The organism is Thalassospira sp. A40-3 (genome assembly GCF_015871485.1).
GTDB classification, from domain to species: domain Bacteria; phylum Pseudomonadota; class Alphaproteobacteria; order Rhodospirillales; family Thalassospiraceae; genus Thalassospira; species Thalassospira tepidiphila.
Window position 1 is genome coordinate 3,860,907 of the sequence record NZ_CP065428.1, and the last position, 23,899, is coordinate 3,884,805.

Annotated in this window: 25 protein-coding genes; 9 read left to right on the plus strand and 16 right to left on the minus strand. The window is 55.9% G+C overall.

Going from position 1 to position 23,899, the window contains the following annotated elements:
• Position 1 precedes the first annotated feature (1 nt).
• The 5 genes from IT893_RS17830 to IT893_RS17850 form a co-directional block, all read right to left on the minus strand.
• Entirely contained in the window at positions 2-661 is a 660-nt protein-coding gene (locus IT893_RS17830) for a LysE family translocator (protein ID WP_197146161.1), read from the minus strand.
• Positions 658-1,158, minus strand: coding sequence for a DinB family protein (locus IT893_RS17835; protein ID WP_197146162.1), 501 nt, complete (start codon positions 1,156-1,158; stop codon positions 658-660). Before IT893_RS17835 ends, IT893_RS17830 begins: the two co-directional genes overlap by 4 nt.
• A 27-nt stretch (positions 1,159-1,185) precedes the next feature.
• Positions 1,186-2,127, minus strand: coding sequence for a DMT family transporter (locus tag IT893_RS17840; protein WP_197146163.1), 942 nt, complete (start codon positions 2,125-2,127; stop codon positions 1,186-1,188).
• Positions 2,128-2,253: 126 nt separating this feature from the next.
• On the minus strand, positions 2,254-4,299 hold the full coding sequence (locus tag IT893_RS17845; protein WP_197146164.1) for a potassium/proton antiporter: 2,046 nt from the start codon (positions 4,297-4,299) through the stop codon (positions 2,254-2,256).
• A 157-nt stretch (positions 4,300-4,456) separates the two neighbouring features.
• Positions 4,457-4,918: an Lrp/AsnC family transcriptional regulator gene (locus IT893_RS17850; protein WP_008888499.1), complete on the minus strand. Its 462-nt coding sequence runs from the start codon at positions 4,916-4,918 to the stop codon at positions 4,457-4,459.
• Between the two features lie 167 nt (positions 4,919-5,085).
• Between IT893_RS17850 and IT893_RS17855 the strand changes: the two genes are divergently transcribed.
• From IT893_RS17855 to IT893_RS17865, 3 genes are read left to right on the plus strand one after another with little or no spacing between them, the layout of a single operon-like run.
• Positions 5,086-6,072, plus strand: coding sequence for a DMT family transporter (locus IT893_RS17855; protein ID WP_197146165.1), 987 nt, complete (start codon positions 5,086-5,088; stop codon positions 6,070-6,072).
• Entirely contained in the window at positions 6,065-7,015 is a 951-nt protein-coding gene (locus IT893_RS17860; RefSeq protein ID WP_197146166.1) for a DMT family transporter, read from the plus strand. Before IT893_RS17855 ends, IT893_RS17860 begins: the two co-directional genes overlap by 8 nt.
• A gap of 4 nt (positions 7,016-7,019) precedes the next feature.
• A complete protein-coding gene (locus tag IT893_RS17865) occupies positions 7,020-7,901 on the plus strand; it encodes a DMT family transporter (protein ID WP_120224064.1) in 882 nt (293 codons plus the stop codon).
• Positions 7,902-7,922: 21 nt separating this feature from the next.
• Here IT893_RS17865 and IT893_RS20210 read toward each other — a convergent pair whose 3' ends face one another.
• On the minus strand, positions 7,923-8,534 hold the full coding sequence (locus IT893_RS20210; protein ID WP_252723997.1) for a hypothetical protein: 612 nt from the start codon (positions 8,532-8,534) through the stop codon (positions 7,923-7,925).
• Between the two features lie 70 nt (positions 8,535-8,604).
• Between IT893_RS20210 and IT893_RS17875 the strand changes: the two genes are divergently transcribed.
• Together IT893_RS17875 and IT893_RS17880 are read left to right on the plus strand one after the other, a co-directional pair.
• Positions 8,605-9,135 carry a Crp/Fnr family transcriptional regulator gene (locus IT893_RS17875; RefSeq protein ID WP_197146167.1) on the plus strand — a complete coding sequence of 177 codons (531 nt, stop codon included), beginning with the start codon at positions 8,605-8,607 and terminating at the stop codon, positions 9,133-9,135.
• A 125-nt stretch (positions 9,136-9,260) separates the two neighbouring features.
• Positions 9,261-10,022 carry an SDR family NAD(P)-dependent oxidoreductase gene (locus IT893_RS17880; protein ID WP_197146168.1) on the plus strand — a complete coding sequence of 254 codons (762 nt, stop codon included), beginning with the start codon at positions 9,261-9,263 and terminating at the stop codon, positions 10,020-10,022.
• A gap of 83 nt (positions 10,023-10,105) precedes the next feature.
• Here IT893_RS17880 and IT893_RS17885 read toward each other — a convergent pair whose 3' ends face one another.
• The 3 genes from IT893_RS17885 to IT893_RS17895 all read right to left on the minus strand — a co-directional run bounded on the left by IT893_RS17885 (position 10,106) and on the right by IT893_RS17895 (position 12,095).
• Entirely contained in the window at positions 10,106-10,396 is a 291-nt protein-coding gene (locus tag IT893_RS17885; protein ID WP_197146169.1) for a 4a-hydroxytetrahydrobiopterin dehydratase, read from the minus strand.
• Positions 10,397-10,487: 91 nt separating this feature from the next.
• Positions 10,488-11,126, minus strand: coding sequence for a uracil-DNA glycosylase family protein (locus IT893_RS17890; protein WP_252723998.1), 639 nt, complete (start codon positions 11,124-11,126; stop codon positions 10,488-10,490).
• Positions 11,127-11,435: 309 nt separating this feature from the next.
• Complete coding sequence (locus IT893_RS17895) at positions 11,436-12,095, minus strand: glutathione S-transferase family protein (RefSeq protein WP_197146170.1); 660 nt, start codon at positions 12,093-12,095, stop codon at positions 11,436-11,438.
• Between IT893_RS17895 and IT893_RS20260 the strand changes: the two genes are divergently transcribed.
• The 3 genes from IT893_RS20260 (at position 12,094) to IT893_RS17905 (ending at position 14,242) form a co-directional block, all read left to right on the plus strand.
• Positions 12,094-12,228, plus strand: a complete 135-nt coding sequence (locus tag IT893_RS20260) for a hypothetical protein (RefSeq protein ID WP_256430670.1) — start codon at positions 12,094-12,096, stop codon at positions 12,226-12,228. The genes IT893_RS17895 and IT893_RS20260 overlap by 2 nt on opposite strands.
• A 163-nt stretch (positions 12,229-12,391) precedes the next feature.
• Positions 12,392-13,792 carry a M17 family metallopeptidase gene (locus tag IT893_RS17900; RefSeq protein WP_197146171.1) on the plus strand — a complete coding sequence of 467 codons (1,401 nt, stop codon included), beginning with the start codon at positions 12,392-12,394 and terminating at the stop codon, positions 13,790-13,792.
• A gap of 102 nt (positions 13,793-13,894) precedes the next feature.
• Positions 13,895-14,242, plus strand: a complete 348-nt coding sequence (locus IT893_RS17905) for a MarR family transcriptional regulator (RefSeq protein WP_064787729.1) — start codon at positions 13,895-13,897, stop codon at positions 14,240-14,242.
• A gap of 283 nt (positions 14,243-14,525) precedes the next feature.
• On the opposite strand, the gene IT893_RS17910 is transcribed toward IT893_RS17905, so the two are convergent.
• The 7 genes from IT893_RS17910 to IT893_RS17940 all read right to left on the minus strand — a co-directional run bounded on the left by IT893_RS17910 (position 14,526) and on the right by IT893_RS17940 (position 23,293).
• Positions 14,526-15,233 carry a LysE family translocator gene (locus tag IT893_RS17910; RefSeq protein ID WP_197146172.1) on the minus strand — a complete coding sequence of 236 codons (708 nt, stop codon included), beginning with the start codon at positions 15,231-15,233 and terminating at the stop codon, positions 14,526-14,528.
• A gap of 155 nt (positions 15,234-15,388) precedes the next feature.
• The gene (locus tag IT893_RS17915) at positions 15,389-15,994 is read right to left on the minus strand and encodes a hypothetical protein (RefSeq protein WP_252723999.1); all 606 of its coding nucleotides are present in this window, start codon (positions 15,992-15,994) and stop codon (positions 15,389-15,391) included.
• Positions 15,995-16,164: 170 nt separating this feature from the next.
• Entirely contained in the window at positions 16,165-17,799 is a 1,635-nt protein-coding gene (locus tag IT893_RS17920) for an ABC transporter ATP-binding protein (protein WP_197146173.1), read from the minus strand.
• An 11-nt stretch (positions 17,800-17,810) separates the two neighbouring features.
• Positions 17,811-18,842, minus strand: a complete 1,032-nt coding sequence (locus IT893_RS17925) for an ABC transporter permease (protein WP_008888513.1) — start codon at positions 18,840-18,842, stop codon at positions 17,811-17,813.
• A gap of 2 nt (positions 18,843-18,844) precedes the next feature.
• A complete protein-coding gene (locus tag IT893_RS17930) occupies positions 18,845-19,963 on the minus strand; it encodes a microcin C ABC transporter permease YejB (protein ID WP_008888514.1) in 1,119 nt (372 codons plus the stop codon).
• Positions 19,964-19,966: 3 nt separating this feature from the next.
• Entirely contained in the window at positions 19,967-21,862 is a 1,896-nt protein-coding gene (locus IT893_RS17935; protein WP_197146174.1) for an extracellular solute-binding protein, read from the minus strand.
• 510 nt (positions 21,863-22,372) lie between these two features.
• Positions 22,373-23,293: a LysR substrate-binding domain-containing protein gene (locus IT893_RS17940; RefSeq protein ID WP_008888516.1), complete on the minus strand. Its 921-nt coding sequence runs from the start codon at positions 23,291-23,293 to the stop codon at positions 22,373-22,375.
• A gap of 168 nt (positions 23,294-23,461) precedes the next feature.
• On the opposite strand from IT893_RS17940, the gene IT893_RS17945 reads away from it, so the two are divergent.
• Positions 23,462-23,671, plus strand: coding sequence for a DUF1127 domain-containing protein (locus IT893_RS17945; RefSeq protein WP_008888517.1), 210 nt, complete (start codon positions 23,462-23,464; stop codon positions 23,669-23,671).
• Positions 23,672-23,899: the final 228 nt, after the last annotated feature.

The following is a 23,899-nucleotide window of genomic DNA, read 5'->3' on the forward strand; positions in this document are numbered from 1 at the left end:
GCTATTGCTGGGAAATGGCAAGACGGATGCCAAGGGCGATGAACATGCCGCCAAGGGCGCGGTTCAACCAGGCGCCCAGCTTGCGACTGCCCTTGATCCGGCCCGCAGCCGAGGCCACGGCCAACACCAGCATGCCCTCAACCACAAAGGCGATCAGAAGCACCATCAGGCCGAGTACGAGAAACTGCACCGCGCCATTGCCACGGGTTGGATCAATGAATTGCGGCAGGAAGGCCATGAAGAAAATCGCCACCTTGGGATTGAGCACATCAATCATCACCCCCTGACGCCAGGCGCCAAAGGCAGTCATCGGTTTGGTCGAAATCGGGGCTGCCGGTTCAGCCGATTGCCCATCAGTTTCGGATTTGGCAAAGCTGCTGCGCAGGGCGCCGATACCCAGCCACACCAGATAGGCCACTCCGATCCATTTGACGATGGCAAAGGCCAGCGCCGAGGTGGCAAGAATGGCCGACAAACCAAAGGTGGCCGCCAAAACATGGACAAAGGCACCGGAAATCACGCCAAGCGATGAAAACAGGCCGATCTTGCGGCCATGCACCGCAGTTTGCCCAACAATATAGGCCATGTCCGGCCCCGGAGAGATATTGAGCAACAGGGCGGCAATCAGAAACGGCGTATAGGCAACGAGAAGCTCGATCATCCCAACTGATCCCGGGCGAAAAAGACCAGATCAATCTCAAGCGGGCCCAATCCGGCCTCGATCAGCATATTGGACAGCTGCCCGCGATGATGGGTCTGATGATTGAACATATGCGCCAAAACCAGATCGCGCGGCATGGTGTAGGCATCCCCCGCGACCGAGTGATAGGTCAGATCGGCGGTTACTTCGGCGTCGGTCAGGCCGTTGGTGAACTCAATGATCGCCTGATCTTCGGCCACGCGGGCGCGGCGGAGTTCATCGAACTTTTCATAAAGCACAGTATCAAGCGGCATGGCCACGGGACTGCCGAGCAGGCGGCTCATCCAGATGCGATCAGCCACCAGAATATGATTAAGCGTGCGCAGGATTGAGGGGAAGAAGGCCGTGCGCGGGGCATCCAGTTCGGCCACTGGCAATTTCGCGCAAAGCCCGTAGGCACGCGTGTTGGCCCAGAGATTATATTGCGCCATGCGTTCGAAATAGGCCGCACCGTTCATCTTGTTACTCCGTCTTCAGGTCTGCGATCAGGGCTTCGCTGTCGGGTTTGTTGCGCAAGTTGGCGGTACCGGTGCGACCTGTTCGAGAACCTTGGTCGCCGGTTTGGGAACCCGTTTGGTCAGAATAACCACGTTGCCGACCAATGTCAGCGCCACACCCCAGATTATATTGCCCGTCCAGTGGAAATCCTCAAACCAGGTCGATAGCAACAGCGCAACAATCGGGAACATCACCGAACTATAGGCCGCACGATCCGGCCCGATCTTGCCCAAAAGTGTCAGATAGAAGCCAAAGCCCAGAACCGATCCGAACAGGGCGAGATAAACCAAAGCGGCCAAGAAGCTGGCACTGGTATCAACGGTCACCGGGATCCCGGCAAGGGCGATATAGCCAAACAGCAAGACCGTGCCATAAAGCATGCCGTACGCATTGGCCTGGATGACCGGAACCCCGCGCGCATGGTTGCGTGCGGATGCCATATTGCCAAGCGATGCGATGTAACTGCCCGCAAGGGAGACCAGCAGACCGATGCTGCCGCCTGTGGTCAGATCGAAGGCGGCCAGATCATTGGCAAAGACCATGGCGATCCCGGTAAGGCCGATCCCGGCCCCGATCAAAGTGCGGGTTTCGGGACGGCGTCGGAAAAAGATCACGCCATTAATCATATTCATGATGACGATGGTTGAAAACACCACCGCCAGAAGCCCGGACGTCAGATGGATACTGGCGACATAGATGAGGACATAGTTCAGCGAAAACAGACAGACGCCCAGAACCGCCATGAAGAAATGATCGCGCAGCGTAAAGCGCATCGGCAAGCGGCGCAGGCCACACCAGGCCATCAAAATCAGCGTTGCCAAGGCAAAGCGATAGGCCACGGCCACTTCGGGGGCGACCGAAAGCTGATACTGAATGGCGATCCAGGTCGATCCCCAGATCAAGACAACTGCTGCGTAAAGACCGAACATGGCCCAAGGACTCCAAAAGAATTGAAGCCACAATTTAGGGCAGTTCAGAACCGGCGCCAAACCAGCTTTTTTGATCCTGCCATTAGCTAAACTAATCCAAAGACCGGAAATCTAATGCATAGCCAATCAGGATTTTTTCGACCGGCCTGCTTTGCCGGGCTTTTTGCCGCTGTCTTCTGGTTCGGGGGTTTCGTCGCCGTCTTCGGGGTTGTCACCAGCCGTGTCGTTAACCGCGTCGTCAGCCACATCTTCGATCATGGCATCGGACGTGTCAGGTACGTCGGGTGCCTCCGTCACATCGGCCTCGTCTGAGCCATGTTCGATCTGATTGGCCGTCGATGATGTCTGATCGCTCAGCGCCGCGTTCTTTTCGGCGCGTTTGCGTTTCTGCCAGTCTTTCCAGATTGCCAGCAATTCGCTGCGCGACTGGAAGATCGGAATGCGGCGTTTGGGTTTGGCTTTTTGTTGTTCAACCGCCAAGCCGACCTCGAGCACGTCGTGCTCATCATCGGTGCGACGCACGATCAGCTCCACCGTGCCATAGGGCATGCGATCACCGAGTTCGAGATCGCCGGGCAGATCGCGTTCGAGGATTTCGGCCACGGTGAGTTCGGTGTCATCAGCGTCGACGGCAAAGCCATACAGACGACCAATATCGGCAATTCGGGTATCGGCCGGGAAGCTGAAATCGCCAAACAATTCGACGTCATTGGCCCCCTCGGCCGGACCGGCAAACAGTTGGTCGAGCAGGTCGACATGCTTGGGCGGGGTGATGATATAGACCTGATCACCGCCCTGAACCGGCCCGGCGGAATGCGGACGCAGTGATGCGCCATCACGCAGGATCAGGCTTGGCCGTGCCCAGCGCGGAATACGATGGCCGGTGGCAACCGCACTGGCTTCGTGAACGCGATAGACAACGATTTCCTGATTGGCATTGCCGGGCAGTTCGAGATCAATACGATCCACCGGACCATGGCGGGCTGGCACAATAATGCCCAGCCAATGCGCCATCCGCCGGATCGTCCAGCCCTGCAACAAAAGCGAGGTGATCACGACAATAAAGGCGGTGTTAAACAACAGCTGCCCTTCGGGCACGCCTTCGACCATCGGCACAATGGCAAGCAGGATGGACACCGCCCCGCGCAAACCGACCCATGAAATAAAGGCGGTATCATTGCGCGAGAAGTTAAAGAACATCAGGCACAGCCAGACCGCCACCGGACGGGCGACAAACACCAGAACCAGCGCCAGAATGACGCCCGGAAGGACAACCGTGCCAAATTCGGACGGGGTGGCGAGCAGGCCCAAGGTGACAAACATCGCGATCTGGGCAAGCCAGGTGGTGACATGCTGAAAACGCCGGACGCCGACGCTCATCTTCATGTTGCTGTTCCCGGCATAAAGACCCGCAACATAAACCGCCAAAAAGCCACTGCCGCCGAGAATACTGGTCGCGCCAAACAGGCTGAGGGCAAGCGCCATGGTAATGATCGGCACCAGGCCCGGTTCAAGTTTGACCCGGTTGATCATCCAGACCAGCGCATAGCCACCCGCAAGACCAAAAATCGCGCCAAGTCCGATCTGAAGGATGAAGCGTTGCAGAAGTTCAAGCGCGATATTCTCGCCACCGCCGAGAATGATCAGTTCGACCAGCGAGATGGTCAGAAACACCGCCATCGGGTCGTTTGAGCCAGACTCAACTTCAAGCGTGCTGCGCGTACGATCACGCAGATTGATCCCGCCAACGCGCAGAAGGAAAAACACCGCCGCCGCATCGGTTGAACTGACAATCGCCCCAAACAAAAGGGCGACCAGCCATGGCACATCGAGCACCAGCCAGGTTACGCCGCCAATGACCCCGGTGGTGATCAGAACCCCGAAAGTTGCCAGAACAAGTGATGGACCGGCCGCGATTTTTAAGGTTCGGAGCTGGGTTTCAAAGCCACTGTCAAACAGGATCAGGGCGAGCGCGATGGAGCCGATGAAATAGGCAAGCGGCGCATTGTCGAACATGATGCCGCCAATGCCATCCTCGCCCGCCGCCAGACCGACAAACAGAAACACCAGAAGCAAGGGGGCGCCGACCCGGAAGCTGACCAGACTGGTGAAAACAGCCACCACCACCAGAATCGATGCAATCAGGATCACCAGATTCATCGATTCAATCATTTCGGGGGCTCCTATGTCGGGACATCAGAATGGGTTTGGCGGGTTACGCGCGCAGTACTATCACATAGTGATACTTAGGAAATGATGACCGGCAATGCCATCACCCCCCGATGACTGATCAAAATTATCCTGAAACTGTAAAGTCAGGCACGCCCCCCTATTCGTGATCGGCCTGTGCCGGAACAAATAGGGTTTCCTTGGCCGTGGACAAGGCGATTTCCGGCAGAACTTCGACGACGCCGGGCATTTCCTTGATCGTGTCGGAGATAAACGATTCCAGATGGCCGGTATCGCGCAGGCGCAGTTTGACCAGAAAATCAAAGCGCCCGGTCATGTGATGACATTCCAGCACTTCATCGGCCTTGATCAGGGATTTGACCAGTTTCTTGTTGCCCTTGGCCGGATCGGTACGCAGCCAGACCATTGCGGTCAAGGCACGGCCAATGGCGTGCGGATCGACCGAAATGCGATAGGCCTGAATAATCCCCTGTTCGCGCAGCTTGCGCACACGATCATTCACCGCAGAAACAGACAACCCGACCTTTGTTCCCAGAACCGAATAGGACAGTGATGCGTCTTCCTGCAGGATGTCGATCAGTTTGCGATCAATAGCATCCATTTTATCTTCCCCCTGAATGGATTTTGCTGATTGCCTTGATCTTACACGAAAAACGGGTGTGCGCGAACTGTTCGCCAAATTTGCCGGGTTATGCCCCCGGAAGGCTTAACCATGAAAGTGTGGTTAGACTGGATTTTTTCCAGAGAGCTGCGTAAAGCTAGGTAATAATGAATTCGCCCCGTGTCACGTCTGATAATGCAGCCCTGATGGGCGCCCTGTTGATGATCAGTGCTGCAATGTGTTTTGCGGTAATGGCGGTTTTTATCCGCTATGTCACAGCAGACCTGCATCCGTTCGAGGCATCGTTTTTCCGTAACCTGTTCGGGTTATTGCCGATGGTGCCGTGGATGGTGCGCCATGGCGCGAGCGGATTAAAGACCGAGCGGTTCAAGCTGCATTTCCTGCGCGGGGTGCTTGGTTTCGGGGCGATGTCGTGCATTTTCACTGCCCTTTCGCTGTCACCCGCGGCACAGGTCATTGCGATCAACTTTACCCTGCCGATCCTGACCACGGTGCTGGCCGCCGTGGTGGTACGCGAAACCGTGCGTGCGCGTCGCTGGAGCGCGATTGCGATTGGCTTTGTCGGGGCGATGATTGTGATCCGTCCGTTTGGCCAAAGCTTTGAGACCGGTGCGATCCTAGCACTTGGCGCGACGGTTTTCATGGCGTGCGCGATGACCACGGTTAAAATGCTGTCACGCACCGAAAGTGCCAATGCCATCGTAACCTGGATGGGCCTGATCATGACGCCGCTGTCGCTGATCCCGGCCCTGATATACTGGCAAGGACCGACTGCCTGGCAATTGTTCATCCTGTTGATCATTGCCGTGACCGGAACAGCGGGACAGCAATTGCTGGTGCGCGCCTATCGCACGGCCGATCAGTCCTATGTCATGATCTTTGATTTCCTGCGCCTGCCCTTTGTTGCGGCCTTGGCCTATGTGATGTTTGGCGAGGTGGTCGATTTCTGGACCTGGGCCGGGGCGGCCCTGATCATTGGATCAGCACTTTATATCGCGCGGCGTGAGGCGGTTCTGGCCAAACGGGCCAAGAGGGAAGCCAGCATGCCGACCACAGCACCCGCCGATCCGCAAGCCATCCCGGTGACCCGCGTTGATCGGGATGCCCCCGCAAAGGACAAGCCCGATGCGTAGCTGGTTTAACGGACTTCCGCCCTATTTGCAGGCAACCGCCTTTGGCCTGATGGCATCGATCAGTGCGGCGATCTTTTCGGTGTTTGTCCGCCTTGCGACCGAACATATCGATCCGTTACAGGCAGTGTTTTTGCGCAATTTCTTTGGGCTTTTGTTCATCGCACCGATTGCGTTGCGGGCCGGATTAACGCCGCTTAAGACCAAGCGTTTTCCGATGTTCTGCCTGCGTGCGGTTCTGTCGATGGGAGCGATGAGTTTCTGGTTTTCGGCGATTGCCTATATGCCACTGGCCGAGGCAACGGCGCTTAATTTCACCGTACCGCTATTTGGCACCATCCTTGCCGCGATTTTTTTGGGTGAGAAAGTTCGCAAATACCGGATTGCGGCCTTGTTGGTCGGTTTTGGCGGGGTGCTGGTGATCATCCGGCCGGGCAGCGAAACCGTGCAACTGGCAAGCCTGTTTCCGATTGCCGCCGCGATTTGCATGGCCAGTGCGGGATTGACGATCAAGTCACTGTCGCGAACAGAAAACCCGACTGCCATCATCCTTTACATGATGATGCTGACAACGCCGCTGACCCTGATCCCGGCACTGTTTGTCTGGGAGACACCGAGCCTTGAGGTGCTTGGCCTGATGGTGGCGGGCGCGTTCATGGCCAACATCACCCAGCTTTGTAATACCAACGCCTTTCGGGTTTATGATTACAGCTTTGTGATCGGGTTTAATTACCTGCGCCTGCCCTTTGTTGTCGGCATCGCACTTGTGATGTTTGGCGAGGTTCCAGAAATCTGGCTGGTGCCCGGTGCGGCCCTGATTATCGGGTCAGCGCTTTATATCGCGCGGCGCGAGGCGAAATTGAACCGCGAAGCCAACCGGATCAAGCGCGGGCTTTCAGCCACGGCAAGCGACCTTGACCCGCCGCCTTCCAACAGGAAGTCGTGACAGCATGCGGACATGGTTCAACACCCAATCCGATGTGATGCGGGCAAGCTTTTTTGCGCTGTTTGCGGCCATTCTGGCGGCGTGTTTTACCCTGACCATCCGCTATGCCACCGAGGAATTGCATCCCTATCAGGCGGTGTTTTTACGCTTTGCCTTTGGCCTGATCCTGATTTTGCCAATGGTGATGAAGCGCGGGATTGGCAGCCTTGCCACCAAGCGCCTGCCTTTGTTTGGCTTGCGCGGGGTGTTGTCGGCAGCAGAGATGTGTTTGTGGTTTATGGCGGTGTTGTATTTGCCACTGGCAGAGGCGACGACGCTTAATTTCACGGTACCCCTGTTTGGTACCATTCTGGCCGCGGTGATTTTGCGCGAACAGGTGCGCATTCACCGCTGGCTTGCGATTGTTATCGGGTTTGTCGGTGTGGCGCTGATCATTCAGCCCGGGACAGACACCATGCAAGCGGCCAGCATTTTGCCGATTGCGGCGGCGATCTGCATGGCCAGTGCCGGGTTGATCACAAAGCGGTTGGTGGCAACTGAGTCCACCACATCGCTTTTGTTTTATCTGATGATCATCACCACACCGGTTTCCCTGATCCCGGCATTGTTTGTTTGGCAGACGCCAAGCTGGTCTGCACTTGGCCTGATGGCGGTTGCCGCGTTGATGATGAATGTGATGCAGGTTTGCAATGTCAAAGCCCTGCAACTGGCTGATTACAGTTTCTTTGTCGGGTTTTCCTATTTGCGTTTGCCGATCATTGCCGTGCTGGCGCTGATCCTGTTTGGCGAAGTGCCCGATATCTGGATATTGCCCGGCGGGGCGATGATTATCGGGGCTGCGATCTATGTCGCACTTCGGGAACGCAAGCTTGCCAAAGCCAGATAAGGGTCGACGACGCGTCACCCATCACCCGTCATAACCCCGCAAACTGTTATAGCGTGCGATTTGATCGGGGCTCAGGATTTCCGGGGTCTTGAGGTGGGTCGACAGATGGACAAAGCGCAACCGGCCGAGACTTTGGGTGATGGTGTTTATCAGCCCTTCGAGTTCTTCTGCGCTCAGCCCCCCGGCCCTGAATGCCGCGTCCAAGGCGATTTCAGCCTCGATCAATCTGTTGCCGGCAATGATCGCGTTTTCTTTCATGTCGGCATAAAGGGCGGTGATGGCGGCATGCTGGTCTGTGGATAGCGGGATTTGATCAGAGAGTTCGAGTAAATGGGCCGGCCCCGGCACGCCATTCAGTTCGGCGGCCTTGGCCAATCCCCAGCCGCCGCCCTTTTGCAATTCAGCCATATCCTTGGCCGACAGGCTTTTGATCGGGCGATGCTGTTGGCCGACATAGGGGGATGGCGTGTTTTCATCCTCTGTCCTGTTACCCCCATGCTGAGCATTGTCGGTGCGATGCATGTGGGCATTTCCCTGCGCATGGGCGGTTAACGGGATGGTCGTTCCAAGCAGGATCAACGCGGCAAACGCGGCCCGGCATGCTGTTTGCGACAGGCGGGGGAGAATAAACATGGCAACACCTTTTGGTTTGAATGGACGCCAAGCTTGAAACAGGTCAGTCAATTGCCACATGATAGATATCATGTCGGTATCAATCTTTGATCTTCTCAACCGTTTTCATGGCAGGTTGTATGATTACAGCCCGCCCAAGGTCCTGTTTCGCAAGGGCGACCCGGTCGAGCATCTTTTCCTTGTTCTCAGCGGGGAGGTGCGGCTGGCGCGGTTTTTGGAAAACGGCGACGAGATTGTTTTGCAACGCGCGGGGCCAAACAGTGTTTTGGCAGAGGCATCACTGTTTTCGCATTACTACCATTGCGATGCTGTCTGCCATCAGGATGCGCAGGTTAAAATGATCCGCAAACATGATGTTGAAGCCCATCTTGCCGATAACAATCAGATGGCACTTTCGCTTGCCGCGCATCTGGCGCGCGAGGTGCAGGCAACCCGCCAGCGTGCAGAGATTTTGCGGCTTCGAACTGTGGCTGAACGGCTTGATGCCTGGATCGCCTGGCATGACGGGGTGTTGCCCGAAAAGGGTAATTGGTGGGTGATTGCCCTTGAAATCGGTGTCAGTCCGGAAGCGCTTTATCGCGAGATCGCCCATCGCCGTTAACCCTGATCTGAGGTGTCAATTTCGCACAGCCGACAAGGTTAAATCGACGCTTGCCCGTTAAAGATATAATTTGGTATACAAATACCAAATTAATCAGAAGAACGCGCGTCGGGAGGCTTCACGTCATGCAAATCAAGGGTTCGATTGCCATTGTTACCGGGGCTGCGTCCGGTCTTGGCGCAGCAACCGCCGAGACACTGGCGAGTGCCGGGGCGCGGATTGCGGCATTTGATCTGAACGAAGAGGGTGCCAAGGCCACAGCCGAGAAATTGGGTGGTGTTGGCTATGGCGTTGATGTTTCCAATGCCGAAAGTGTCGAGCAGGCGGTTGCAAAGGTGCAGGCGGATATCGGCACGCCATCGATCCTTGTGAACTGTGCCGGGATCGTACATGGCGAACGGATTGTCGGGCGCGACGGCCCGGCCGATCTGGCCGCGTTTTCCAAGGTGATTACGGTCAATCTGATTGGCACATTCAACATGATGCGGGTTGCCGCCAATGCGATGAGCCAGAATGACCCCAATGATGCCGGCGAACGCGGGGTGATTATCAACACCGCATCGATCGCCGCCTTCGAAGGGCAGATCGGGCAAGCCGCCTATGCGGCGTCCAAGGGTGGGGTGGCATCCCTTACCCTGCCCGCCGCACGTGAGTTGGCCCGCCATGGCATTCGGGTGGTGTCAATCGCACCGGGTCTGTTTGGCACGCCGATGTTAAAGGGCCTGCCTGATGAGGTTCAGGAAAGCCTGGCTGCCAATACGCCGTTCCCGAAACGCCTTGGCGATCCGTATGAATATGGCCGTCTGGCGATGCATATCTGTGAAAATGAAATGATCAATGGCGAGACCATTCGCATAGATGGCGCGGTCCGGCTGGAACCGAAATAGTCCCACACGATTTCGATTCTTTATCCCGCAGCCAATGCGCCCTGCCGTCCCCCAGCGGCAGGGCGCAATTCATTTGGCAGGGCTTATTGACCAGAAGCCTTTTGGCAGAAGGTTGCCAGATCAATGTCCTTTTGCGTCACACCCCTGGCGTCGTGGGTGGTCAGGGTCATTTCGACCTTGTTATAGACATTGAACCATTCGGGATGGTGATCCATCTTGTCGGCCATGAGCGCCACCCGCGTCATGAAGCCAAACGCGGCATTGAAATCGCCAAACTTGTAGACGCGCTTGATCGAAAGCCCGTCATCGGCAAGCGCCCATCCCGAAAGATCGGTCAGCGCCTTTTCGATGGTGGATTTTTCAAGTTTGCTCATATCTTGTGCCTCCTTAATGTTGGCCGCTTGTCTTATGGACGCAGTCTTCTGGGCGCATTGGAACATAAAAACCAGCGCAACCCAAATCGGTCTATGTCAGCAAGCCTTGCACACGTGATTGCAGCACCGGCAAAAGGTCGGCCTCAAACCACGGGTTCTTTTTCATCCAGGCGGTGTTGCGCCAGCTTGGATGGGGCATGGGGAGGATGCCGTCGGGCAGGAAATCGGCAAAGTGATGCACGGTTTCGGTCATGGTTTTGGCCCGGCGCGGACCAAGATAGCGTTCTTGCGCATATTGCCCGATCAAAAGGGTCAGGCCGATATCGGGTAAGTGTTGGCGCAAGGCATCATGCCATGTCGGCGCACATTCCGGACGGGGCGGCAGATCACCACCACGATCAAAGCGGCCGGGATAGCAAAACCCCATCGGCATGATGGCAAGTTTGGCCGGATCATAAAAATCATCGACCGAAAGTCCCAGCCAATCACGCAGCCGATCGCCGGACGCATCATTCCACGGCAGACCGGTTTCATGCACGCGCGTGCCCGGCGCCTGCCCGATCACCAGAATGCGCGCCGATTTTGCCATGCGCACCACCGGGCGCGGCCCAAGTGGCAACTGTTCGGCACAAATCCGGCACGCCCGGACCTCAGACAGCAACCGATCAAGGGCGGCGTCCCCGCCCATTGGATCAATTTCGGGCAGTTTTCCGGGTAAAGCGTTCTGCATTTAATCTGCTCCATTTTGCCGGAGATAACCTTTTGTCCCGCGAGGAAAGGTTCGTAGGACGTAGCGGGGCTACGTTCAAGGACCTTGACGCTGCTTCGTAGGACGTAGCGGGGCTACGTTCAAGGACCTTGACGCTGCGGGGCAGAAGGCTATCCCGGCCCGAAGGGTTTGATTTTGGCGGCGTTTCGCAGCGTTACACCGTTTGACCGATGCGCCGCATCGCTCTGCACGCTGTGCCTTGCCAAACGACACGCCAAAATCAAACATAATGGAACAGATTAAATGCAGAACGCTTTAGCCCGGCATGGGTTATTTCACCTCAGCGTCGTCAATCACCCATTCCTCGGCTGCGGCATCGGCGTACCATTCCTTCATTTCCGGCAGGGCAAGGATGGTTTCCATATAGGCATTGCCGATCGGATCAAGGCTTACGCCATAGGTTTTGAACCGCGTTACCACCGGTGCATACATGGCGTCCGCAATCGAGAAATGCCCAAACAGGAAATCACCGCCCTGCCCGTACTGGGTGCGGCACATTTTGAAGATTTCAGTGATGCGGGTGATGTCCTTGTCCACGCCTTCATTGCGCCCCAGACCGGGCAGGCTTTTGCGGCAATTCATCGGCATGGAGCTTCGCAAAGGTCCAAACCCGCCATGCATTTCAAGCGAGACGGCACGCGCAATCGCCCGCACGTCGATATCAAGCGGCCAGAGCATGGTGTCTGGCTGGCTGTCGGCGATGTATTCAAGAATGCCAAGCGCCTCCCAGATGGTTTTGGTGCCATCAAAGTAGGCCGGGACCTTGGCCGTGGGGGAAAAGATCGGGGCCTTCGCATGCCATTCTTCGCAGCGGAGCGGGACGAGCTTTTCCTCAAACGCCACACCGGCAACCCGCAGACCAAGCCAGGCGCGCAGCGACCAGGAGGAATAGTTTTTATTGCCGATATAAAGCACAGGAAGGTTTTGCATGCTGGGACCTTTGGCGGTTGGCGCGATTGGCACATTTGATGACGGCGGCGAATACTATCTGGCCTTTGGCCGCCGGGTTCAAGCCAGACGTTCAAGCGTGGCTTTAAGCACAAAGCAATGTTCGATGATGTGAATGAGTTTTGACCGCGGGGGATGGCAGCCGTAAGATCGGGTCACATATCTTGTGAACACATATTGCCGGTTCGTTTTGCTTGGGCAGTTGGTCTTTGGCCGCTGCCCTTTCAGTCGACCGTCACCTGTCACCTATCACCCGTCACCAGCAGGGATGCCTTAAATTGTACGACCACATCATCGCCAACGACCCTTCTGCCAATCCGACCCCGATCACCCCGATTGCCGAAAGCGGTTTTGAAAGCTGGCTTGCCCAACAGCCGGACGCGACCAAGTCATGGATTGCCGCCAACAGCTTTGAGGGCAAGCGCGGCACGCAGCTTTTGCTTCCCGGGGCCGATGGCGCGGTTGGCACTGTTGTGGTCGGGTATGTTGATGATGCCAAGGCGATCTGGGATTTTGCCGGTTTGCCAAATGCGCTTCCGGCCGGGACCTATGCGCTTTCCGATGATTTGACGGATAAGGACGATCTTTATGAAAAGGCCGCCCTTGGGCTTTATCTGGGCGGCTATCGGTTTGATCGCTATCGCAAGGATGACGGCAAAAAGGACAAGCGCGCCAAAATCGCCCTGCATGACATTGAGGCCGCCAAGCGGGCCGAAAACATTGCACGCGGCATCGGCCTTGCGCGCGATCTGATCAATGTGCCGGCCAATGACATGGGCCCGGCCGAACTTGAAGAAGCCGCCAGAGGCCTTGGGGCCGAATTTGGTGCCAATGTCAGCGCGATTGTCGGCATGGATCTTTTGGCCCAGAACTACCCGGCCATTCACACGGTTGGCCATGGCAGTGATCGCGACCCGCGCCTGATCGACCTTACATGGGGCGATGAAAGCGCGCCGAAAATCACGCTGGTGGGTAAGGGTGTGTGTTTTGACACCGGCGGCTATGACCTTAAGCCATCAAGCAACATGCTTTTGATGAAAAAGGACATGGGCGGTTCGGCTCAGGTTCTTGGCCTGGCGCGCATGATCATGGCGGCCGACCTCCCGGTACGGTTGCGCGTTCTGATCCCGGCGGTTGAAAACATGGTGTCGGGTCGGGCCTATCGCCCAAGTGACATTCTTAAAACCCGCAAGGGCATTACCGTTGAGGTCGGCAATACCGACGCCGAAGGACGGATCGTTCTTTCTGATGCCCTGACCGAGGCGGCATCGGAAGACCCGGACATGCTGCTTGATTTCGCGACCCTGACCGGGGCGGCACGTGTTGCCCTTGGTCTTGGCCTGCCGGCCCTGTTTTCCAATGATGATGATCTGGCCAACGGATTGATGGAAACCGGGATGGCCGAAAACGATCCGCTGTGGCGTTTGCCACTGTGGGATGATTATCGCAGCCAGCTTGATAGCAAGGCGGCTGACATGAACAACATTTCCGGCAGCCCGTTTGGCGGGGCGATCATTGCCGCCCTGTTCCTAGATCGTTTTGCCGAAGGCGCCAAAAGCTGGGCGCATATCGATCTGATGGCCTGGAACCCGTCTGACCGTCCCGGTCGCCCGACCGGCGGTGAAGCACAGGGCATCCGGGCCGCCTTCAAGCTGATCAAGGATCGTTACGGTAAGTAAACTAACCGTAAATTCAATTTTTTGGTAATTAGGCCTTTGACATCATGGCAGGGGTCAGGTAGAGATTACGTATTCGTAACAAATAAATTGTTGGGCACGAACATGTCGATCGAGATCAAACCGTCTCAGGCGCTTGACCTTTGGCGTATCGCGATTGTTGAGAGTGTGCGTCGGGACTCCCCCGACCTGTCGGCCCGACAGATGGCCTTGTTGCTAAGCGTTTACCTGACCCCGGCGCCGCATACGGTGCGCGGCCTTTCCGAGGCGCTTAATATCTCCAAACCGGCTATTACCCGTGCACTTGATCGCCTGAGCTCGCTTGGCATGGTCAAACGCAAGGTCGATGAAGAAGATCGCCGTTCGGTTCTGGTTCAGCGGACGGTCAAGGGATCGGTCTTCCTGCGCGAATTTGGCGATATCATCGTCGGTGCCGGTCTCGAGAGCGAATAATCCGGCCCCAGAAACAACCAAGAACAAATCGACAAGCGTCTGGTCCCAGACCACAATTAACGCCCAAAGCCCGTTTCCAAGGTCACGTTTCACAAAATCGGCCAATTAGGGCAGCAAAACTTCCCCATTTTAAATGCAGCAAATCTGATATGGCAAAAATTCGCTATATACAGACCAGTTGGTTTGTATCTGCGCCAATTGGCATGTTATGCGATTTCGATTTTCCAAAATGATATCAATGGTTTATCTGAAATTCTAATACAAAAGACCGGGCAAAACGACGTTATGGTGCCGTTGGCTGGTTTATCGCCTGTGCCGGCACCTGGTGGGTGTCAGCCATGGTTTCGGGCACCTCAATCAGCGCCAAAAGCCCCGCAGCAACGATCAAAACGCCACCTGACAGCCGTGCGATGACTTGATTGCCGCCGCGGCGCACCAGCCACGGTATCAGTTTTGCAGCCCCCATCGCGTAAATCATTACGAAACTGTAATCAAGTGTTACGAAGGTGACGCCAAGGATCAACAATTGCGGTGCGAGCGGTTGGGCTGGATCGACAAATTGCGGAAACAAGGCCCCGAAAAAGGCAATCGCCTTGGGATTCCCCGCCGCGACCAGAAAGCCTTCGCGGAACAGGCGTAGTCCGTTTACCGGTTCAAACCGTGCCTGATTATTCGTTTCGATACCGGTCTTGATACTGATTTCCCTGGGCTTGCGAAGGAATGACATCAACCCGATCACCAGAAGAAAACCAACACCGCACCATTTAACAATGGCAAAGGCGGTCGGCGATGTCGCCAGGACAGCCCCCAAACCAAGGGCCGCAATCAGCATCTGGATCATGTTGGCGGTGACATCCCCCAAGGCCGTCATCAAGGTCGGGCGCGCACCATAACGCAGCGCATGTGACATGCCGATCAGGATGCTGGGTCCGGGCGACATTACGACCAGAAAGACAAGCAGGGTGAAACTGAGCCAGATTTCAAACGACATGGTGGGGCAACTTCAGGGGCAACTCTGATGACAACTTTGGTGACGTTGCCCCCCGATATCACAGCAGCAAGGATCGACAAGTGCCCGTTTGACAATGGCCCATGCGCAGGCTGCGACGCATGAGCAGTGATAGGCTTATCCCGGTGGGATTTTGGTTATTTGCGTGGCTTGGCGTCACCCGGCCAGAAGTCATAAAACATGCGGATCTGAACCGAGCGCAGGGTATCAGACGGGAGAACGCCCTGACCGGTACGCAGAAGCTTGTTTTGCAGGGCGGCGAAATAGCGGTTTGAAACCGGCTGGAACGGGCTGAAGGGTGGTTCCTTGGCAATTTCCTCGCCATTTTCTTCTGCCAGTTTGGCGGCTTCGGCCTCGGCGGCGAGTTCTTCCTCGGTCTTTGGGGGTGGTGGCGGCAGAAGGCCGGGGGCTGTATATTTAAAGCCGCGCTTGCCCGGTTCGCGGTTTTCAAAGCGTTGCTCGGTATCGCGATACATCAGGCGTTGCAGATCGACCAGAAAGGCATTGATGACCTTGGGCAGGCGTTGTTCGATAACGTCCACAGCCTGCCTGTTGGTGGCTTCCAGCCAGATGTTGAAAACGATCTGACGAATGGTGCCGCTTTTGCGCAAGACAATCGTCAGCGACACCGGATCAGGGACAACAACCGTATCGGGTATTTCAGGAACGGCAGGTTCTTTGGGTTCTTCGGTGTTGGCTTTGTCCGCAGACGCCGTGCTGGCGCGGGCCGAAGGGATCGCCATTGAAAATACAGCAAAGCACAGAGCCATGATCAGCACATGGCCGCAAAGACGATGTCCGGTTCGATTTTTGATCGCACGTGACAACATATTCAACCTTAAACCTGCCTTTATAGTCCTGTTATTATTGCCTTTTCATATGTTGTACCCGATCTCGATCAGGAATGCTGCCCCTAGTTTCTGACAAATTCCTTACCGGCTGCTTTGAGATCAAGGGCCGCGGCCAGCAGCGCCTTGGTGTAGGGCTGTTGCGGGTTATCAAACACATCGGCAGCCGCCCCGCTTTCGACCAGTTTACCATTCTTCATGACCATGACGCGGTGCGACAATGCACGTACAACGCGCAGGTCATGACTGATGAACAAGTATGCCATCTTATGGCGTGCCTGCAAATCACGCAGCAGTTCGACGATCTGGGCCTGTACCGACATATCAAGGGCCGATGTCGGTTCATCGAGTACGATAAAGCGGGGTTTTAAGACCAGTGCACGGGCAATCGAAATGCGTTGACGCTGCCCGCCGGAAAATTCGTGCGGATAACGATCCATGGCATTTTGCGGCAGGTCGACTTCGTCAAGCGCCTCGGCAATGCGGGCTTCACGTTCGGCCTGGGACAGGTCGGGCGCGTGGATTTCAAGGCCCTCGCCAACGATCTGGGCGATGGACATGCGCGGGCTGAGCGAACCGAACGGGTCCTGAAACACCACCTGCATGTCGCGGCGGAGCTTGCGCAGATCAGCACCGGAAAAATCGCGAATGTCCTGCCCGGCAAAGCGGATGTCGCCGGTTGATTTCAGAAGCCTGAGGATCGCCATGGCGAGCGTGGTTTTACCCGATCCGCTTTCGCCGACGATGCCAAGTGTTTCGCCCTGCTTAAGGGTCAGCGAAATCTGATCAACCGCGTGCAAATAATGATCGGGCCGCCCCAGGATGCCCTTGCGGCCAATCGGGAACTGCACATGGATGTTGCTGGTTTCAAGCAGCTCGGTGGCGTTTTCGGGCAATGCCGGGGCTTCGCCACTCGGAACGGCCGACAGCAGCTTTTTGGTGTAATCGTGTTTGGGATTGTCAAACAGCGCGCGCGCCTGCCCGGCCTCGACGATTTCGCCGTCTTTCATGACACAAACGGTTTGCGCCATTTTCTGAACGATCTGCAGATCATGGGTAATCAAGAGCAGCGCCATGCCAAGCTTGCTTTGCAGATCCTTGAGCAGTTCAAGAATTTGCGCCTGAATGGTGACATCAAGGGCCGTGGTCGGTTCATCGGCAATCAGAAGTTCCGGTTCGTTGGCAAGTGCCATGGCGATCATCACGCGCTGGCGCTGCCCGCCGGAAAGTTCATGCGGCAGGGCTTTCAGCCGAGACGCCGGATCGGGAATGCCGACAAGTTCAAGCAATTCAAGGATGCGGGCACGCGCCTTGGCGCCGCGCAGGCCTTTGTGGAGCAACAATACCTCGCCGACCTGCTTTTCGATATTGTGCAGCGGGTTCAGCGAGGTCATCGGTTCCTGAAAGATCATGGAAATCCGGTTGCCGCGGATCGCACGCAGCGTGCGCTCCTTGGCCCCGACCATTTCCTGCCCGTCAAAGATGATCGATCCTGACGGGTGGCTGGCGCGCGGATAGGGCAGCAATTGCAAAATCGACAGGGCCGTGACCGATTTGCCAGAACCACTTTCCCCGACAAGCGCCATGGTTTCACCGCGATCAAGGGTAAAGGACACATCCTTTACCGCCGTGACGTCGGCGAATTTGACCGAGAGGTCGCGAATAGCAAGGAGCGGCTGATGGGCGGATTGCGCTGTCATTGTCCTACTCCTTAAAACGTTTTACGCGGGTCAAAGGCATCACGCACTGCTTCGCCGATGAAGATCAGAAGGCTGAGCATGGTTGCGATAGCAAAGAAGGCGGTAAAGCCAAGCCAGGGCGCCTGAAGGTTGTTCTTGCCCTGTGACAGCAGCTCGCCCAAGGACGGGGAGCCCGGCGGCATGCCAAGCGACAGGAAGTCGAGGGATGTAAGTGCGACAATCGAGCCATTCAACACGAACGGCAGGAAGGTGATGGTTGCGACCATCGCATTGGGCAGAACATGGCGATACATGATCCGGGTGTCGGTCATGCCAAGGGCGCGCGCAGCCCGGACATATTCGAAATTACGTGCGCGCAGGAACTCGGCACGGACGAGCCCCGTCAAACTCATCCAGCTAAACAGCACCAGAATGAACAGCAACGTCCAGAAACCCGGCGCAAACAGGCTGGCCAGAATGATCAGGATGAAGAGTTGCGGCAGGCCCGACCAGATTTCGATGACACGCTGGAAGCCAAGATCGACCCAGCCGCCGAAATAGCCCTGCACCGCGCCAGCCGCAATGCCGATCACGGAACTGACCGCGGTCAGTGCCAGACCAAACAGGATGGAAATCCGGAAGCCGTAAATCAGGCGTGCGAGAACATCGCGGCCCAGTTCATCCGTGCCCAGCAAATGGCGCATTGAGGGCGGGGCCGGTTGCGGTTCGCGCATTTCAAAATCTATGGTGTCATAGGAAAACGGGATCAAAGGCCAGATGGCAAAGCCGTTTTCGGCGATCTTGCCCTGAATATAGGGATCATAGAAATCCGTCTCGACATCGAAATCGCCGCCATAGGCCGTTTCGGGATGGTCGGAGATGATCGGTACATACCAGTCATCGCCATATTTGACAAAGATCGGTCTGTCATTGGCGACCAGTTCGGCCACCAGGCAAATGACAAACAGGATGGTAAAGATGACAAGCGACCAATAGCCGCGCTTGTTGGATTTGAAGTTCGACAGGCGGCGACGGTTGAGCGGTGAGAGAACAGCATTGAACATGATCAATTCCCCCGCCCTTCGAAGTCGATCCGTGGATCAACCAGATGATAGCTGAGGTCACTGATCAGGTTCATGATCAGGCCAAACAGCGTAAAGAAATAAAGGGTTGCAAACATCACCGGATAATCACGCGTCATCACTGCGTTAAAACCAAGCAGCCCCAAACCATCAAGCGAGAAGATCACCTCGATCAGGACCGAACCGGTAAACAGCATGCCAACCAGCGCACTGGGGAACCCGGCAATGATCAAAAGCATGGCGTTACGGAAAACGTGGCCATAAAGCACACGCTTTTCGGTCAGGCCCTTGGCACGGGCGGTCACGACATATTGCTTATTAATCTCATCAAGGAACGAGTTCTTGGTCAGCATGGTCAGGGTGGCAAAGCCCGAAATCGTGAGTGCAATGATCGGCAGGGTCAGATGCCAGAAATAATCAACGATCTTGCCCCACAGGGACAGCTGTTCCCAATTTGACGATGTCAGCCCGCGTAACGGGAACCAGTCAAGATAGGCCCCACCGGCAAACACCACGATCAACATGACGGCAAACAGGAAACCCGGAATGGCAAACCCGACAATGATGGCGGCTGATGACCAGATATCGAAGTTCGAGCCATCGCGCACCGCCTTGGTAATGCCAAGCGGGATCGAGATGATGTAAATGATCAGCGTTGACCAGATGCCCAGCGAGATCGAAACCGGCATCTTGTCGATCACGAGATCGACCACATCGCGATCCTGAAAATAGCTTTGGCCGAAATCGAAGGTCAGATAGTTCTTCATCATCATCCAGAAGCGTTCATGGGCCGGCTTGTCAAAACCGAACTGTACTTCGAGCTGTCTGATGACTTCGGGATCAAGCCCCTGCGCGCCGCGATAGTTGGACGTCGAGGAGAAATTGTTACCAGATGCCGATGATGAAGCAGTACTTCCGCCGCCGCTATCGCCGCCCTGATTGGTGATGCGTGCGGTTGATGAAACAGCCGTTCCCTGAAGTTGGGCAATCACCTGTTCGACCGGGCCGCCGGGGGCAAACTGAATGATCGCGAAGTTCAACAGCATGATGCCAAACAGCGTGACCGGGATCAGAAGCAAACGCCGAATGATATAGTTCAGCATGGCCTAGAATCCCCCCATCTGCAGTTTGGTGGCCTTTTCAGGGTCAATCCACCAACGCATTATCGACATCCCCTTAAGCGGAACCGTGTCCGGGCGACCAAAGATGTTCCACCAGACCATGCGGTCCCCACCCAGATACCATTGCGGAATGACGTAATTCCCCCACAGAAGTACGCGATCCAGTGCGCGGGTCGCAGCCACCAGTTCTTCCCAGCTGTCGGCAGATGCAACATTTTCGATCATCGCATCGACCACCGGATCCTTGATGCCGGCAAAGTTGCGAGAACCGGGTTGATCAGCGGCCTCGGAACTCCAGAACACGCGCTGTTCGTTGCCCGGTGTCAGGGATTGCGTCCACCAGTGGGTGGTAACTTCGAAATCAAAGGCCTGAATACGATTGACCCACTGGCCGGTATCAATCAGGCGAATATCCATTTCCACGCCAAGCTGTTTGAGGCGCGATTTGACCACCAGCGCGATCTTTTCAAGCCCCGGCTGGCGAATGATCAGCTCGAACCGGAACGGCTGCCCGGTTTCCTTGTTGACCAGAACCTTGTCGCGTACTTCCCAGCCCGCTTCGTTCAGAAGCGTCATGGATTCACGAAGGGCCTCTCGGCGCCCGTTCGGGGCATCAAAGTTTGGCAACTTATAGGGTTCGGTGAACAACCTTTCGGGCAATTGATCGCGATAGGGTTCAAGCAGTGCCAGTTCAGCACCGGTCGGAATACCTGTCGCCGCCAGTTCGGAGTTGGCAAAGAAACTGTCGGTGCGGTGATAGGCCCCATAGAACATTGCACGATTAAGCCACTGGAAATCGAGGCCGTATTGCAGTGCGCGGCGCACGCGCTTGTCGGCAAACAGCGGATTGCGCGCGTTCAGAACATAGGCCTGCATGCCTGTTGGCAAATGATCAGGCATGAATTCCTTCTGGATGTCACCACGCTGAACCGCAGGCGTGTTATAGGCCGTGTTCCAGTCCCGTGATGAATGCTCGGACCGGATCATGTATTCGCCAGCCAGAAATGCCTGACGCTGCACTTCCATATCAAGATAGGTGTCATAGCGGATGGTATTGAAATTGTTCTGCCCGCGATTGACCGGAAGGTCGGCGGCCCAGTAATCCTTGACCCGTTCATAGGTGATGCGTCGGCCAGCTTCGATGCTGGCAACCTTATAGGCCCCACTGCCAACCGGAATTTCAAAGGTGGTTTTGGCGAAGTCCTTACCTTCCCAGAACTTTTTCGGCATGATCGAAATGCCCGCCACCGTCATCGGCGTTTCGCGATTGTTGCCCGGCTTGAAAGTGAATTTGACGGTGAGTTCGTCAATCACCTCGGCCCCTTCGATCTGGGAAAAATACTGGCGGTAGACGGGACTTCCCTTTTCGACCAGCACTTCGTAGGAAAACACCACGTCTTCGGCGGTGATGTCGCTGCCGTCCTGGAAACGCGCACGCGGATCAAGATGGAAGATGGCATAGGACCGGTCGTCCGGCACCTCGATCGAATGGGCAATCAGGCCATACATGGCGTAGGGCTCGTCCGCGCTGGAAACCATCAGGCTGTCATAGATCAGACCAAGGCCCGCAGCCGGATTGCCCTTGAGCGTAAAGGGATTAAGGGTATCAAAGGCAACGATGGAGGATTGCACCAACGTGCCGCCCTTCGGCGCATCGGGGTTCACATAATCGAAATGGTGGAAATCCGGACCGTATTTCAGATCGCCATACAGCGAAATACCGTGTGAGCGGGTGGTCAGCGGCGCCAGATCGGTCTCGTCAACAGCCACCGTCGGTGCCGGGTTCATCACCGGCTTGTCGCCGTCTTGCGCAATTGCGTTATGTAAAGGCAGTGCGACCGAAAGCAGGGTCAGTGCACTGGCAAAAAGGATGGATGTCATGGCGCCCCCGCGCCGCTTCCTGCCCGGCATTGTCATGCTGGCTGCATACGAAATCATGTGATTGTCGTCTTTCCCTGATGCAAGCTGATCACTGTTCCATTATGTGGACTTAGGGTCAGGCCCTACTAATTTGGTTTGAATGGTCGATCATATTTGTGCGGATACGCGAAGCAAAACCGCAGGAAGATAAATATCTTTCAAGGTTTTGCGACAAAGTACCCCGTGCAAATACGATCGATCCAGAGGACAGAGTTTATATTTGCAAACCCCGACGTCAAACCCCTTGTGCGGGATTCCAACCCGCCCAGCGGGCTTTTCCTTGGATTTCACAAATATAAACTCTGCCATTCCAATCAAATTAGTAGGGCCTGACCCTATTCCACGCGGCGCAATCAACGGTCACTTCGCGATGCCCCCTGCCCGCGTTGTCTGTGAATGATGCCACACTAGAACCACCTGATAGTCACCGTTAAATCGTTCAATTTCAAGGCACCATCACGTGAGTTTGGTTTATCGCGCATCTTTTTGCGTCAGTTTTCGCCGCGCAGTTTCAAGCTTGATCTCTGACATCAACCAGTCACGGAACGCCTTGACCTTGCGCCGTTCCAGACGTCCGCGCGGATAACACAGCGAATAGGCATAAGGACTGTCGACCGGCAGATCAAACGGCACGGTCAGGCGATTGGTCACAACATATTCCCCGATCATGGCCGGATCGGACACCACAACGCCAAAGCCACTTGCCGCGGCCTCCATCGCCATATCAAGGGTGGCAAAAACCGGCCCCTTGGTACCATCCACCCCCTTGATACCGGTTCCTTCAAGCCAGATGCGCCAGTCTTCGCGCTGGGCAGAGCAGTGCAGAAGCGTCACACCCGCAAGATCTTCGGGGGTTTTGAGTTGCTTGGCCAGATCGGGATGACAGACCGGCAACAGCCGTTCACCGGTGAGAAATTCGTGCACCAGCTGTTCGTTGCCATGATCGGCAAAGCGGATGGCGATATCGACCTCGTTGAAGTCAACCGATGCCAGATCATCATTGTAGGTGCCCAACTGGACCTGAAAATCGGGATATTCCATCTGAAACCGCCCAAGCCGCGGCACGATCCAGCGCATGGAAAATGTCAGCGGTGCCGAAACAGACAGGTGCGTGTCATCGGCACGGTCTTCGACCTTGGCAACCGCGTCTTCGATGGCGTCAAAGGCCGGGGTGAGGGCTTCAAGAAGGTTGCGACCGGCGCGCGTCAACCGCAGGCTTCTGTGGTGGCGTTCAAAAAGCTGGCGACCCAGAACTTCTTCAAGATGCTGCACCTGTCGACTGACCGCCCCTTGGGTCACGTTAAGCTCATGTGACGCTTTGGTGAAACTTTCGAGACGTCCGGCCACTTCGAAGGCACGGAGCGCATTTAACGGCAATGGACGGCGTTTCATGACAGTGACTTTGCATGATGAAAACTCATGCAATGATGACAAAAGGTGGTTTGAGCGCAAGTATTTTTTCGGGTAACTCTGGGTTTAACGAGATTAGTACAGACGCATCGTGGATGCGCGGGCCGCTGAATCGCTGAGAGCAGGCCTGATTTAAAGAGGATTAGAATCATGGTTGCTATCACCAAAGAAGCTGGCGCATTTGTCGCCACCCGCCGTAACCACACTGCCACCAGCCTTCTGGACTTGGCGCGCACTTGGCTTAAACGCCACGACCTGCGTCAGAAGCTGGCCGACATGGACGCACACATGCTGCGTGATATCGGCTGGACCGTCTATGACGCAAAACGCGAAGCCGCCAAGCCGTTCTGGAAAGCTTAACCCGCGCAACAGCGCACCAACTGAGTATTCTGTCATGCAGAACAACGTATCGCCGCTTCACAGCGCAATTACCTTCCCGCTTCAGGTTCTGATTGAAGCCCTGATGGACGCGTGGAAAGGCATCAGCCTTAAATAAGGCGTTGCACCCAAGATCCCTGAGCGCAATTCCAGCTCCCCCCGCTGGAAAGTGCGTATTTAAATGTCGGTCGCACCCCCTGTGACCGACAT